General features: G+C 56.0%; 13 protein-coding genes. 5 read left to right on the top strand and 8 right to left on the bottom strand.

The window, feature by feature from the left end; translation table 11 throughout:
* Positions 1 to 2: 2 nt before the first annotated feature.
* Positions 3 to 614: a T3SS effector protein kinase HopBF1 gene (gene hopBF1, locus LH86_RS19225; protein WP_039304778.1), complete on the bottom strand. Its 612-nt coding sequence runs from the start codon at positions 612 to 614 to the stop codon at positions 3 to 5.
* A 189-nt stretch (positions 615 to 803) separates the two neighbouring features.
* On the opposite strand from hopBF1, the gene LH86_RS19230 reads away from it, so the two are divergent.
* Entirely contained in the window at positions 804 to 1,934 is a 1,131-nt protein-coding gene (locus tag LH86_RS19230; protein WP_039304780.1) for an ABC transporter substrate-binding protein, read from the top strand.
* A 203-nt stretch (positions 1,935 to 2,137) separates the two neighbouring features.
* A complete protein-coding gene (locus LH86_RS19235) occupies positions 2,138 to 4,273 on the top strand; it encodes a TonB-dependent receptor family protein (RefSeq protein ID WP_039304782.1) in 2,136 nt (711 codons plus the stop codon).
* Positions 4,274 to 4,438: 165 nt separating this feature from the next.
* Here the strand turns inward: LH86_RS19235 and LH86_RS19240 are convergent, their stop codons facing one another.
* Both LH86_RS19240 and ascF read right to left on the bottom strand, forming a co-directional pair.
* Positions 4,439 to 5,869, bottom strand: coding sequence for a 6-phospho-beta-glucosidase (locus LH86_RS19240; protein WP_039304784.1), 1,431 nt, complete (start codon positions 5,867 to 5,869; stop codon positions 4,439 to 4,441).
* A gap of 12 nt (positions 5,870 to 5,881) precedes the next feature.
* Entirely contained in the window at positions 5,882 to 7,342 is a 1,461-nt protein-coding gene (gene ascF / locus LH86_RS19245; RefSeq protein WP_039304787.1) for a PTS cellobiose/arbutin/salicin transporter subunit IIBC, read from the bottom strand.
* Positions 7,343 to 7,543: 201 nt separating this feature from the next.
* On the opposite strand from ascF, the gene LH86_RS19250 reads away from it, so the two are divergent.
* On the top strand, positions 7,544 to 8,557 hold the full coding sequence (locus LH86_RS19250; protein WP_419657205.1) for a LacI family DNA-binding transcriptional regulator: 1,014 nt from the start codon (positions 7,544 to 7,546) through the stop codon (positions 8,555 to 8,557).
* A 40-nt stretch (positions 8,558 to 8,597) separates the two neighbouring features.
* On the opposite strand, the gene LH86_RS19255 is transcribed toward LH86_RS19250, so the two are convergent.
* The 3 genes from LH86_RS19255 to LH86_RS19265 form a co-directional block, all read right to left on the bottom strand.
* Positions 8,598 to 9,014 carry a GlcG/HbpS family heme-binding protein gene (locus LH86_RS19255; protein ID WP_039304791.1) on the bottom strand — a complete coding sequence of 139 codons (417 nt, stop codon included), beginning with the start codon at positions 9,012 to 9,014 and terminating at the stop codon, positions 8,598 to 8,600.
* A gap of 10 nt (positions 9,015 to 9,024) precedes the next feature.
* The gene (locus tag LH86_RS19260; RefSeq protein WP_039304794.1) at positions 9,025 to 10,248 is read right to left on the bottom strand and encodes an MFS transporter; all 1,224 of its coding nucleotides are present in this window, start codon (positions 10,246 to 10,248) and stop codon (positions 9,025 to 9,027) included.
* Positions 10,249 to 10,316: 68 nt separating this feature from the next.
* Complete coding sequence (locus LH86_RS19265) at positions 10,317 to 11,318, bottom strand: aldo/keto reductase (protein WP_039304797.1); 1,002 nt, start codon at positions 11,316 to 11,318, stop codon at positions 10,317 to 10,319.
* A gap of 71 nt (positions 11,319 to 11,389) precedes the next feature.
* Here LH86_RS19265 and LH86_RS19270 point away from each other — a divergent pair, with 71 nt between their 5' ends.
* Positions 11,390 to 12,319 (top strand): LysR family transcriptional regulator, encoded by a 930-nt coding sequence (locus LH86_RS19270; protein WP_156107046.1) that lies wholly within the window; start codon positions 11,390 to 11,392, stop codon positions 12,317 to 12,319.
* A gap of 67 nt (positions 12,320 to 12,386) precedes the next feature.
* Here the strand turns inward: LH86_RS19270 and LH86_RS19275 are convergent, their stop codons facing one another.
* Positions 12,387 to 12,860 (bottom strand): DUF1456 family protein, encoded by a 474-nt coding sequence (locus LH86_RS19275; protein ID WP_008455188.1) that lies wholly within the window; start codon positions 12,858 to 12,860, stop codon positions 12,387 to 12,389.
* Between the two features lie 168 nt (positions 12,861 to 13,028).
* On the opposite strand from LH86_RS19275, the gene LH86_RS19280 reads away from it, so the two are divergent.
* Positions 13,029 to 13,481, top strand: a complete 453-nt coding sequence (locus LH86_RS19280) for a GNAT family N-acetyltransferase (protein ID WP_052045620.1) — start codon at positions 13,029 to 13,031, stop codon at positions 13,479 to 13,481.
* Between the two features lie 31 nt (positions 13,482 to 13,512).
* Here the strand turns inward: LH86_RS19280 and LH86_RS19285 are convergent, their stop codons facing one another.
* On the bottom strand, positions 13,513 to 14,136 hold the full coding sequence (locus tag LH86_RS19285; protein ID WP_039304803.1) for a glutathione S-transferase family protein: 624 nt from the start codon (positions 14,134 to 14,136) through the stop codon (positions 13,513 to 13,515).
* Positions 14,137 to 14,177: the final 41 nt, after the last annotated feature.

The following is a 14,177-nucleotide window of genomic DNA, read 5'->3' on the forward strand; positions in this document are numbered from 1 at the left end:
TGCTAGTCGCTATCAATATCCAGCAGGTTATTTAAAGCATGAGCTCGCAGCTCGTTGACTTTACTGATGCTTTTATCCGGCGAGGAGCGAATTACCTCGCGCGGATCGTTAATCAACACGCGGCCATGGCTGTCGACTAAAAATTGCAGGTCGTCGATATGCAATTCATGATTTTTCAGCTTGTTAATAATGGCATTACAGTCCGCCAGCACGTTTTGATTGAATTTCTTATCATCCGGCAGGCTTTTCTTATTATTCACGATATCTTCGGAATCAAAAGCGTTGTGGATATAGTCTTTCTCCACGCCGACGCTACCGCCATGTTTGACCAGGGCATGGGCATCCACCACGGGGAAGCCGAGATGTTTAAGCTGTTTCGTGGTTTCAAGTTCTTTCAAAGCGTACTGTTCTGCCGAAATGGTGCCGGTGGTGCCGGGTCTGAACAGACATATGCATTTGCGAGGATCCTGCCGTGAGTGAAAGACATCTTTTTGACTTCCCGCGCCGATCTTCTGCCCCAGCGACAGCACATCCTGAAACGCCGTGGCCGGTGCCTGTACATTCGATGCAGGCAAGTGCCGCCCCTGGGCTGCACTATTTGAAACGGTATACATGATTGACTCTCCTCTGCGGCACAATGCCGCGCGATAGCAAAGCCCTTGAGTGGCTCTGGCAGCCCGCAGGTTCCCGTCAGCCCTGCCCAGGCATCTTTCGTAACCAGAAAAATTCCCGCAGCCCCATTCCAAACGCTATGAGATCGATTATCATTCCCTTCCTAAAATTTCCCGTTCTGAAGGTCATCCATGTTCACAGTGTTTACCGCCAAAGCTCGCTGGCTGCTCGCCGCCGTTGCCCTGCTGAGCTTCGCCGCCCAGGCCGCCCCGATTGTTGTTACCGACGTAGCGGGCCGGGAAGTGACGCTGCCCCATCCGGCAAAGCGTGTGATGCTGGCCGATGCCCGAGCCCTGCTGGCGCTGAATATTATCCACCCGAAGGATCCGCTGGAAAACATCATTGCCTGGGATAACTCGCTGAAGACCAAAGCGCCTGACCTGGCGGACGCCTATGCGCGAAAATTCCCGCAGGTGAGCAAAATCACGATGTTTGAAAACCCGTACTACACGGATTTCAGCGTTGAAAACGCGGTCACCTTACAGCCTGACCTGATCATTTTTGACATCGGTGTACTGGCCAAGCTGAAGAACAGCGGCGTGCTGAGTAAGCTGGAAAAAGTGGGCATTCCGGTGCTGATTATCGACTTCCGCCAGCAGCCGTTGACCAACACCCTGCCAAGCATCGAGCTGCTGGGTAAAGTGTTTGATGAGCAGAAAAACGCCGACGCGTTTATTCAGCATTACCAGCAGCGGATGAACCTGGTACGCGAGCGCGTAGCCACGCTGAAACCTGAGCAGCGCCCGAGCGTGTTTATTGAGCGCGCGGCAGGCATTCGCGGCGACGAATGTTGCCAGACCTTCGGCAAGGGCAGCTACGGCCAGTTTATTGATACCGCCGGTGGCAACAATATTGGCAGCAAACTGTTCCCGGAAATGAGCGGCCAGGTGAATACCGAGCAGGTGATCACCAGCAACCCGGACTTTTACCTGATGACCGGAGCCGACTGGAACCGCGGTAACCGTTCGCCAAAAGCCGTGCCGTTAGGCTATATGGCCGATAAAGCCGTGGCCGAACAAAAGCTCAAAGGGCTGATGAACCGTACCGGCATTAACGTGCTGACGGCGGTGAAGGAGAAGCGCGTGATGGCAATTTATCATCAGTTCTACGACTCTCCGCTGAACTATATTGCGGTAGAAGCCATCGCGAAATTTCTGCACCCGGATCTGTTCAAGGACATCGACCCGCAGGCCGATATCGAGCAGGTTCATAAGCAGTTCACCGCATTGGACTACAGCGGCGTGTTCTGGGTCACCCCATAAAGTAAAAACAATCCGGGCTGAATCCAAAGCCCGGCCATCCGATTCGCCGAGCGCTAAGTCCATTGCTCGGTTTTTTTTGCTTACTTTTTGTCTTATTCCGAATTATTGCTTAACAAAACTATTTACTTGAAAATAATTATCATTAAGATTGTCATTTCTAAAAAATACACATAACAGCAAACCAACGTTGTAAAGGAATGATGATGCGCCCCCTTTTTCGTGTCTCTCTTCTGGCAAGCGCTATAGCATTTGCGCTGCCAGCGCTCGCCGCAGATAACACTCAAACAGATAAAGCTCCCGCAGATAAAAAAGCTGACGACATTACCGTCGTCGGCAACTGGCTGGATAACCCGGACACCAGCACCGTGCTGCTTAACCACCCTGGCGCTCGCTCGATCGTGACCGATCAGCAGCTTCGTGAACAAGGCTCAGAGACGGTAGCAGATGCGCTGAAAGGCATTCCTGGCGTCCAGGTGCGTGACAGCAACGGCACCGGCGGCAGCGACATTTCGCTCAACGTTGGCGTGCGCGGCCTGACTTCACGTCTGTCACCGCGCTCCACCATCCTGATGGACGGCGTGCCTTTGGCGGTGGCGCCTTACGGCCAGCCACAGCTTTCCATGGCACCGCTGGGCATCGGTAACATTCAGTCCGTGGACGTGGTTCGCGGCGGCGGCGCGGTGCGCTATGGGCCGCAAAACGTCGGCGGCGTGATTAACTTTGTCACTCGCGACATTCCTAAAGAATTTGGCGGCACCGTCAGCGCGCAGACCCAGGGCGCCAGCCACGGCGGCCTGAAGACGCTGACCAGCGCGTCCGTGGGCGGCACGTCCGATAACGGTTTTGGCGCAGAACTGCTTTACTCCGGCCTGCACGGCCAGGGCTACCGGGACAGCAACGACAATACCGACATCGACGATTTCATGCTGAAGACCAAGTACAACTTCACCGATCGCGATGAGCTGCAGGCTAACTTCCACTATTACGATGCCAAAGCCGGGATGCCGGGTGGCCTGAGCAGCGCTCAGTACGCCGCTAACCCGTTCCAGTCCACGCGTCCGTGGGATCAGTTTGAAGGCCGCCGCAAGGATATGTCCTTCAAATATAAGCACACCGAAGACGATAAAAAGCTGGAAGTCCTGACCTACTTTACCGACAGCTATCGCGGCAGCGATATTGCCCAGAAGTCCGGAGATAAAGGCCTGTACCAGATGGGCTCTTTCCCACGCCATTACACTACCTGGGCGGTGGAGCCAACCTACTCGCAGCTGTTCCGCTTCTGGGATATGTCTCATGAAGTTACCCTGGGCTATCGCTATCTCAATGAGACGGCCGATGAGAAGGCCTATCGCTCCGGCTCCTACGATCCGAATAAAACTTTCGCGATGCCGGACGCCTCGACCTACTATCAGCACACCTACGGCGGCACGGCGGCCAACGCATTCTATATTGATGACGCCATCAACGTTAGCGACTGGACGATTACGCCAGGTCTGCGTTATGAAAGCATCAAAACGCACATCAGCGATGAATTTAATAAGATCGATCGCCAGAAAACTTACAGCCAGCCGCTGCCTTCCCTGAGCGTGATGTACCACCTGACGGACTCCTGGAAACTGTTTGCCAACGCCAGCACCTCCTTCGGCAGCATGCAGTACTTCCAGCTGACCAAAGGCGGGAACGGTAGCCAGCCAGCGCCAGGCCTGACGCCTGAAAAAGCGCATACCTATGAGTTCGGTACCCGCTACGACGACACGGTGATCAAAGCCGAAGCGACGCTGTTCTATATCGACTTCAACGATCAGCTGCAGTACATCAGCAATACGGTAGGCTGGACCAACCTGGGTGCCACCAAGCATCAGGGGATTGAACTGGCGCTGAATTACGATCTGAGCGAGCTGAACCGCGCGCTGGACGGCGTGAGCGTGTACACCACTTACACCTATACCAAAGCGACAACCAACGACGGTGATTTCGCAGGGAAAGATCTGCCTTATTACTCCCGCCAGGTTTATACCGCAGGGACTCGCTATGCGACCGGCAACTGGGTATGGAATCTGGACAGCTTTGCTCAGTCCAAGCAGCGCTCTCCGGGCACCGGCTCAACTTATGTCACCGACGAAAGCGCCGACGGACAACTGGGTAATATCGCAGGCTACATGGTGTGGAATATGCGCGGCGAGTATGACTTAGGGCCGTCAATGTCTCACTTGAAGCTCGGCGCAGGGATTAAAAACCTGTTCGATCAGCGGTATTACACTCGCTCCAGCGACAATAACTTCGGTAAATACGTAGGCGAGCCTCGCACCTTCTTCGTGCAGGCTTCGATGGCGTTCTGATAACGACCCTCACCCTAACCCTCTCCCTAAAAGGGAGAGGGGATAAAACGGTGTTTCTCCCCTACCTTCAGGGGAGGATGAAGGGATAATGCGGTATTTCTCCCTCATCTTCCGGGGAATTTTTCCCCCTCTCCCTTTGGGAAGAGGGCCGGAGTGAGGGGAAAATTACGCCAGATCCCCGCCGTTACTCGCAATCACCTTCTTATACCAGTAGAACGACTTCTTCGGCGTACGCGCCAGCGTCCCCTGCCCTGCATCATCACGATCGACATACACAAAGCCGTAGCGTTTACTCATCTCACCGGTTGACGCTGAAACCAGGTCAATGCAGCCCCATGAGGTGTATCCCATGACCGGAATACCGTCTTCAATCGCCTCGCCCATCGCTTTAATGTGTTCCCGCAGGTAGCTGATGCGGTAGTCATCGTCGATTTCTCCGTCAGCGTTCACCTCATCTTTCGCACCCAGCCCGTTTTCGACCAGGAACAGCGGTTTCTGATAGCGGTCGTACATCATGTTCATAGTGATACGCAGGCCGAGAGGGTCGATCCCCCAGCCCCACTGGCTGAAAGTAATGTGCGGATTCTTGAGCGATTTGATGATATTCGCAGGGTTGGTGTTCCCCTCGTTCATATCTGCCGAAGCACAGCGCGAGGCGTAATAGCTAAAGGAGACAAAATCGACGGTGTTCTTCAGGATCTCGTCGTCGCCAGGCTCGGTGACAATCTCAATTCCTTTCTCACGGAACATTCGCGCCGCATAAGCGGGATAAGCGCCGCGAGCCTGCACGTCAATAAAGAACAGATTCTCGCGGTCTTTCTCCAGCGCCGCCCAAACGTCCTCCGGCTTGCAGCTGTACGGATAGAAGTTCCCCCCCGCCAGCATGCAGCCAACCTGATTTGCCGGGTTAACTTCGTGGGCGATTTTAGTGACCAGCGCGCTGGCCACCAGCTCGTGGTGCGCGGCCTGGTACATCACCTGCTCTTTATTATCGCCTGTCTCAAAGACCAGTCCCGCACCGGAGAACGGGCTATGCAGCATGATGTTGATTTCATTGAAGGTCAGCCAGTATCTCACCAGACCGTCGAACGCCTCAAAGCAGGTGCGTGCGTAGCGGCTGAAAAACTCCACCATTTTGCGGTTACGCCATGAGCCGTATTCCTGCACCAGATGCATCGGCACATCAAAGTGACACAGCGTCACCAGCGGTTCGATGTTGTATTTCTTGCACTCGGCAAACAGGTCGCGGTAGAACGCGATCCCTTCCGGGTTCGGCGTCGTTTCGTCCCCTTTGGGAAATATACGGCTCCACGCAATGGAGGTTCGGAACACGGTGAAGCCCATTTCAGCCAGCAGCGCGATGTCGTCTTTATAGCGATGGTAAAAATCTATGGCTTCGTGGCTCGGGTAAAATTCATCGCCGCGCAGCGCAAACCGCTTTTCCACCCCGAGCTTTACCCCGAGGCGGTTGTCGCCATGGGGGATCATATCGACGGTGCTTAGCCCCTTGCCGCCCGCCTGATACGCGCCCTCAGCCTGATTAGCCGCGATTGCGCCGCCCCACAAAAATCCTTTTGGAAAAACTGTCTCAGCCATGCTTACCTCTGCTTAAAGTGTTTTTACTGCATTATCTGGTCGTACCAACGCCGCACTGCTGCCCTGCTCTTTGGCTTTCACGTCCTCCACGGGAATATCTTCAAAGCCGAGAATAAGCGTAGTAATAAACGACAGCACCACGGCCAGAATCATCACCGCTACCACCCAAACGATGCTCATCGGGTTGGCGGGATCGAAGAACTGCACGCTGGTGAATAGCCCCGGCGAGGCCATGGAATGGCTGGCCAGCCCGCCGATACCGGCAACGGCACCGCAAATAAAACCGCTGATAAGGCAGGCAACCAGCGGGCGCTTCAGCCGCACCGCGACGCCGTAAAGTGCAGGTTCAGAAATACCCGCCACGATTGCCGACGCGGCGGCTGCAAGCGCCGTCTGCCGCAGTTCAGGGTTTTTCGTCCGCCAGGCGACGGCCAAAGATGACCCGCCGAGGGACAGGTTAGCGCCAATTTCCGACGGCATAACCATGCCCTCTTTGCCCGTTTCGGCGATGGTTTGAATGATTGTTGGCGTAAAGACGCGGTGCATGCCGGTCATCACCAGCAGCGGCCAGATAGCCCCCATGATGGCGACGGAAAGCCAGCCCAGATAGCCGTGTACGGTGTACACCAGCGAAGAGATCCCGCTGCCAATCCAGATACCCACCGGCCCAATCAGCAAAATCGCTATCGGCGCGGAAACCAGCACGATCAGCATCGGCTTGAGGAAGTTTTTGGTCACCGCTGGCGTGATACGATCCACCCCTTTTTCGATGTACGACAGCAGCCAGGTCATTACCAGCGCTGGGATCACCGTATAGGTGTATTTCACGGCGGTAACGGGGATGCCCATAAAATCAACCGCCTGCCCCTGGGCCGCCTTTGCCATCAGATCAATAAAGGCCGGATGCACCAGCACCCCGGCGATAGCAATCGCCAGCGACATGTTGGTTTTAAATTTCACCGCGGCAGAAGCCGCCACCATCACCGGCAGGAAGAAGAAAGCGCCGTCGCCGATGAGGTTAAGAATGATTAGCGTCGAGGAGGTCGTTTCAAATACCCCGGTCATGGCGAGGATCATCGCCAGCAGCTTCACCATCGAGCCGCCGATAATCGCCGGGATAAGCGGCGACATAGTGCCAATCAGCGCATCCAGGATGCCTGCCCCGATGCGTTTCAGGGTCAGTTTGCCTTTTGTCACCGCCAGCGGCCTGTCGCCTGCCCCTTCGGGGAGATGTTTCAGCACTTCAGCGTAGGCCTGGGACACCGTGTTGCCGATAATGACCTGGCATTGCTGGTCGTTTTTAACCACGCCCAACACGCCGGAAATGGCCTTCAGCCGGGCGCCGTCCACCCTTGCATCGTCCTGTAATACAAAGCGCAGGCGCGTCATGCAATGGGTTACCGCCACCACGTTTTCCGCGCCGCCTAAAGCCTCAACAATCTGTCGGGATACTGCCTCGTACTTGTTAGCCATGAGGTGAAACTCTCTTGTTATGATTTTGTAGGTAACCGGTTCCACACAATCATGTGTAGTTTAAAATAAGATCACAATAACTATTTTTATGAAGATCGTTTTTTGTGATTCAGCTCGAAATACAGGCCACGCTGCGCCCTGGCCGCGAAAAGTGTAAAATGGTCAGAAATGACGAACTTACGAGAAGCCTTTATGTCGACGATGCAGGAAGTGGCGAAAAAAGCAGGCGTATCAAAGGCGACCGTTTCGCGCGTGTTGTCAGGCAAGGGCTACGTGAGCGAGGCCACTAAAACGCAGGTGTACCAGGCCATTCAGGAAACGGGGTATCGCCCCAATCTGCTGGCACGCAATCTGGCGACCAGTAAATCAGGCTATATCGGCCTGGTGGTAACCAACACGCTGTACAGCGGAAATTATTTTAGCGAACTGCTTTCCCAGGCCGCCCTAAAGCTGGAAGCCAGCGGGCGTCAGCTGATTCTGGTCGACGGCAAACACAGCGCCCAGGAAGAGCAGGCCGCCGTGCAGTTTCTGCTCGATTTGCACTGCGACGCGGTGATCATTTACCCGCGATTTTTGAGCGTGGATGAGATGGATGCGCTGATTGAGCAGCATAAGCAGCCGATCATGGTGATGAACCGCAAGCTGCGCAAACATCAGAGCCACTGCATTTGCTGCGATCACAAAGGCTCCAGCTTCAAGGCCACGCGCTACCTGATTGACCAGGGCCATCGGGATATCGCCTTTATCACCGGCGTCCTCGACTCCCCCACGGCGAGAGAACGCCTGTCTGGCTACCGCGAAGCGCTGGAACAGGCCGGGCTGCCGGTCCGGGACGAGCTAATCGCCACCGGAAAATGGACGCCTGCCAGCGGGTCTGCGGCGGTAGAAACGCTGCTCTCAGCGAAACAGGATTTTAGCGCCCTGGTCGCCAGCAACGATGACATGGCTATCGGCGCTATCAGCAGGCTCAACCGGGCGGGCCTGTCGGTGCCAGGCGATGTGTCGATTATTGGCTTTGATAATGTCCCGACCGGGGCTTTTCTCTCCCCGCCGCTGTCGAGCGTGAAAGAGCCGGTGAGCGAGATGATCCATGAGGTGATTAACCGTCTGACGGCGATGCTGGACGGCGGCTATTTCTCACGGGATAACTTGTACAGTTCGGAGATGATCGTGCGGGATTCTGTGGCGAAAGGGCCGTATTTTCAACCAAAATAAGGTAAAAGAAAAAGGAGCGAAATTCGCTCCTTTTCTGTCATTAAACGCGGCTACCGAACACCGCTTCTAAGGCAAAGGCAGCAATTAGCCCATCCTGCTCTTTCGTGGCCCCCGACACGCCAATTGCGCCAATAACCACGCCTTCAGCGTTGCGCAGCGGGATACCGCCGTCAATGCCGACCAGCCCACCGTTGCTGTTTTCCAGCGAATACGCCGGGCCGTTCGGGTGCAAATTAGCGCCGACATCTTCGCTGTTGGCCTGGAACAGCACCGCCGTCCGCGCTTTGCGCATAGCGATATCAATGGTGGCCAGGAATGTGCCGTCCATGCGGGCAAAGGCCGTCAGGTGGCCGCCGCTGTCCAGCACTACCACGGAAACCGGCGGGAAGCTGTGGGTCTCCACCGCCGTTTTTACGCTGGCGATCAGCGCTTCTGCAAGAACTAAACTGACTGTCACGATGAAAACCTCAGTGCGCTAACGGGGGATGTTTTTTGGCGTCAATAACCGCCCAGGTGTGGATCAGCAACCCGAAGACCGCCAGAATTGCGCCCACCCAGCCGGTGGACTCCCAGCCAAAGCCTGCGGAAATAGTCACCCCGCCAAGCCAGGCACCTAACGCGTTAGCGATGTTAAACGCCGAGTGGTTCATCGCCGCCGCCATAGTTTGCGCGTCACCGGCAACGTCCATCAGGCGAATTTGCAGCACCGAGGAAAGTGACACCATCGTGCCAACCAGCATCACGGTGACCGCCCCCAGCCACGGATAGTGCGAGGTGTAAACGTAAGCGCTGAGCACCAGAATCGCCCAAATCAGCAGCAGGCGAACGGTTTTCTCCAGCCCGCGATCTGCCAGGCGGCCGCCGACGATATTGCCGACAATCATGCCGAGGCCGAACATCGACAGGATCACCGGGATCATGCCTACCGACTGATGCGCCAGCTCCAGCATGGTAGGCTTCACATAGCTGAAGACTGAGAACATTCCGCCGCTGCCAATCGCGCCGATAGCCAGCGTCAGCAGCACCTGCTTGCGGGTCAGCGCGGTCAGTTCACGCAGCGGACTGGCGTCTTTATCTCCGGCATGCCAGGGCACCCAGGCCCGAACCAGAATCAGCGTCAATACCGCCAGGCCACCGACGATGGCAAACGCGCTGCGCCAGCCGAACAGCTGCCCAATGGCCGCCACGGCGGGCACGCCCAGTAAGTTGGCTATCGTCAGGCCCAATAGCACCATCGACACCGCCTGCGCCCGCTTCGAACGCTCAACAAGGCTTGCCGCCAGCAGAGCCGCAACGCCGAAGAATGTGCCGTGCGGGAAACCGGCCAGGAAGCGCGCCAGCATCATGGAGTAGTAGCCTGGTGCAAAAGCACTCAGCAGGTTGCCAACGGCAAACATCGCCATGAGAGCAATCAGGAAATCACGCCGCGCCATACGGGCTCCCAGCACGGCCAGCAGCGGAGCGCCGACCACCACGCCCAGCGCATAAATGCTGATCAGGTGGCCCGCAGAGGGAATAGAAACGTGCAGCCCGTTTGCGGCATCGGGCAGCAATCCCATGATGACGAATTCGCCGGTGCCGATGGCGAAGCCGCCCATGCCGAGCGCAAACAGCGCTTTCAGCAGCCCCGCTCGCGACAGGGAAACCGTCTTAGCCCCCTGTTCCAGGGCTTGTTCATTAAGTGATGACATAGTTTTTTGACTTGTGCAGGTGAACAACAAAATGCGCCCGGCACGGTTCACCGGAGCGCGAGAGACTATTACAGCGATGTTTTACGGTGTGGAGGTGCCATGAATTCGGCCCCCAACGGGGTGCTAATATACCTGGCTAAAATGTGATCAATATCGCATTTATCTTCGGCGGTCAACGTCCAGCCGGACACGTCTTCCACCCCGTCGAGCTGTTCAGGACGACGAGCGCCCCACAGTGCGATGGTGGGACCGGCATCCAGCACCCAGCGCAGCGCCAGGGCCATCACGCTCTTGCCGTAGCGCTCTGCAGCAAACGCTTTTAATGCTTCGACTGCGGCCAGATATTGCGCAAAGCGCGGCGGCTGGAATTTCGGATCAAAGCTGCGCAGGTCACCTTCGCCAAACACGGTTTCCGGCGTCATGCGGCCAGACAGCAGGCCACGGCAAATCGCGCCGTAGGCCAGCACCACCATCTGATGGTATTTCGCATAGGGCAGCAGATCGGTTTCGGTCGCACCGCGTTCAAACAGATTGAGCGGTGGCTGCATGGTTGCCAGCGGCGCGGCGCTGCGGAATCTGTCCATCTGCGCTGGGGAATAGTTGCTGACACCGAGGGCGCGGAATTTTCCCTGCTGATGCAGCGTTTCCAGCACGCGCGCAGTTTCGTCTATCGCCACTAAATCGTCCGGCCAGTGCACCTGGTACAGGTCGATATAGTCCGTTTGCAGGCGGCGAAGCGAGTCTTCAATTTCCTGACGAATGCGCTGCGGCGTGGAATTACGCGTGACCCGCCCGGCATCGTCCCAGTCCAGCGCCACTTTGGTGGCAATAATAGCCTTGTCCCGGCGGCCCACCAGCGCTTTGCCCACAACCTCTTCGGAGTGCCCAAAGCCGTAGACTGGCGCGGTATCAATCAGGTTGATGCCTCGCTCCAGTGCCTCATGCAGCGTCGCTATCGACTGCCCGTCGTTGCTGCCACCCCACATGCTGCCGCCAATGGCCCATGTGCCCAGGCCGATACGGCTGACGGGCTCAGAGATGCCCGCGATATGAATCGTTTCGATTGCCATGATTTACCCCTGTCTGTTCTGTGAACCAATTGTAACTCATGTTAAGTTGAATTAATTTCAACGAACCCTTGATGACAGAGGCCCCTTTTATGCCGGTTCCGGTCCGCGGCGAACTCGCCGATCTCAACGTGTTTTTGACCATCTGCCGCCGGAAAAGCTTCCGTCTTGCCGCCTCTGAGCTGGGCGTGTCTACCTCTGCGCTAAGCCACACGATGCGCGGGCTGGAGGAGCGGCTTGGGGTGCGCCTGCTCAACCGCACCAGCCGCTCCGTTGTGCCTACCGACGCCGGCGAAGCGCTGCTTGGGCATCTGGAAACCGGGTTTTCCCATATCCGTATGGCGCTTGATGAGCTGGATCATTACCGCGAATCCCCGGTCGGGCGGCTGCGGATTAATATTCCACGAGACGCCGCCCAGCTGCTGTTTGCGCCGGTACTGGCAAAATTTATGGCGATGTATCCCCGGCTACAGATGGAGATTACCGTCGACAACACGCTGGTTGATATTATCGGCAGCGGCTACGACGCCGGGATTCGCTACGGGGAGAGCGTCCCCAAAGACATGATTGCGATGCCGGTAACGCGCAAGCTTAAGTGGATTGTGGTGGCCTCACCGCAGTATTTAAGAAATACCTCTCACCTCCCGCTGAACCACCCGGACGATCTCTTTCAGCACCAGTGCATCCGGATGCGGCTCGGCAACGGTACGCTGTATAAATGGGAGCTTAATCGGGGCCAAGAGGCGCTGGCGCTGGATGTGCCCGGCTCGTTAATCCTCAATGAAAGCGAAATGATCATTGATACGGCCTTGAACGGCTTTGGGCTGGCTTATTGCCTGGACGTGCGAGTGCGGCCGCTGCTGGAAAGCGGGCAACTGGTGCAGGCTATGCCGGAATGGGTTTGTGAAGATGAACCGATGGTGATGTATTACCCCAGCCGCAGGCAGCTCCATCCCGGCCTGCGCCGGCTTATCGAGATGATGCGGGAGGCCACGCTGTACTGATTTTTATCGGGTAGACAGAACAACAACATTGATGAGGCGGGTGAGAGACTCTCACCCGCACAACGTCTTATTCCGCTTTCGCTGGCTTCAGGCGCTGGGTCAGGCCGCGCAGGAAGTAGCGCAGGAACTGATCGCCGCACTCGCGGTAGTTTTTATGATCCGGGTTACGCATCATGGCGGTAATTTCCGGCATAGAAATGCGGAACTGCTGCGCGGTCAGGATTTCCAGCACGTCGTCAGACTTCAGTTCAAAGGCGATTCGCAGCTTTTTCAGAATAATGTTGTTGGTCATCCGACGCTCAAGCTTCGGCTCCGGCTTGCTTTCGTCTTTGCCGCGTTTGAAGTAGATCAAACCGTTGAGAAAGTTTGCCATGATCAGATCCGGGCAGGCTTTAAAGCCCTCTTCGTCTTCTTTCTTTAACCACGGAACGATCTGTTCCGCAGGGACGTCAGTACCGGTCAGGGCAAGGATCTTAACGATTCCATCGTTATTCAGGTTCAGCATGTAGCGAACGCTTAGCAGTACATCATTATTCAACATGGGGCAATCTCAGGGCTCAAAAGCGGGCAGTATATAGAGAAGCGAACGCGTTGTAACAAAAACCGCGCGGATTTGTCCGCCGGAGCTAAATTTACCGGCGGCGAATTGGCACTCTTCAGGCTTAAGGGTAGACTCAATGGGCTAACTTTCATCCTAAAAGGCAATCATTTGATCCTACGACTTTGGCAAGAATCCGACCGTCCCTTCTTACGTACCCTTTACCTTCACGCCCGCCGTAAAGCCTGGCCCTGGCTCGACGATAGCGCCTGGCAGCTCGAAGACTTTGACAGTGCTACTCAGGATGAACGCATCTGGGTGGCCGAAGATAACGGCCACCGCATCGGCTTCGCCTCCGTTTGGGTGCAGGATAATTTCTTGCATAACCTGTTCGTCAGCCCGGAACATCAGGGAACAGGGGCGGGAAAGGCGCTGCTGGAGAAAGTGCAGAGTGAATTTACCGGCACGGGTTCGCTCAAATGCCTGGCGAAAAATGAGCACGCGATTGAGTTTTATCGCCGTAACGGCTGGCATATTGAGGCGCCGGGAGACGGGCCGGACGGTGAATATTATTTAATGCATTTTGTATTGAAGTCATTCCCCTCCCCGAAAGTGGCGGGATAGGGAACGAAAAAAGTAGCGTTGATGACATTGCTTACGCGACACCATTATTGCCATGACGCCGAAAGGCCGGGCGCTGGTTCAGTGCGGTAAACCAGCGCTCAATTTCCGCCATCTGAGGATGAGCGAACGGCGTCATCTTCCAGCGATTAACCGACAGGCCAAGGACAATATCCGCGAGGGTAAACTGGCTGCCAGTGACCCATGCTCCGGTTTTCTGCAGTTGCTCATTGATAATTTGCACACAACCTGTCCAGGCAGAAATACTTTCCTGAATCTGATTCGCATCCTGAAAACGTGGATCCCTACGTACCAGAGCCATGAACGCATACCGCCAGGCCGTGTTAAATTCCGTTGCCTGCCAGTCCATCCAGCGCTCAACGTCCGCCGCCCCTTGCGGTGTGGAAGGCAGCAGGTCTTCCCGCCCCGCTTTGCGCGCCAGATAACGACAGATGCTGTTCGACTCCCACAGCACAAAATCGTCATCCAGCAGTACCGGCACCAGGCTATTAGGATTGAGGGCGAGGAAATCCTCAGACTGAATCGACCGGAACCCGCTCCCATAATCTTCCTGCAGGTATTCCACCCCCGCCTCTTCGCAGGTCCATAGCGCTTTGCGTACGTTAATTGATGTGCGTTTACCCAGTATTTTTATCATCGCCTGCAAGCCTCAATCACAGATAGATGCTGACGCTTTGA

Origin of the sequence: Cedecea neteri, assembly GCF_000758325.1 — a bacterium.
In the GTDB taxonomy this organism is placed as follows: Bacteria; Pseudomonadota; Gammaproteobacteria; order Enterobacterales; family Enterobacteriaceae; genus Cedecea; species Cedecea neteri_B.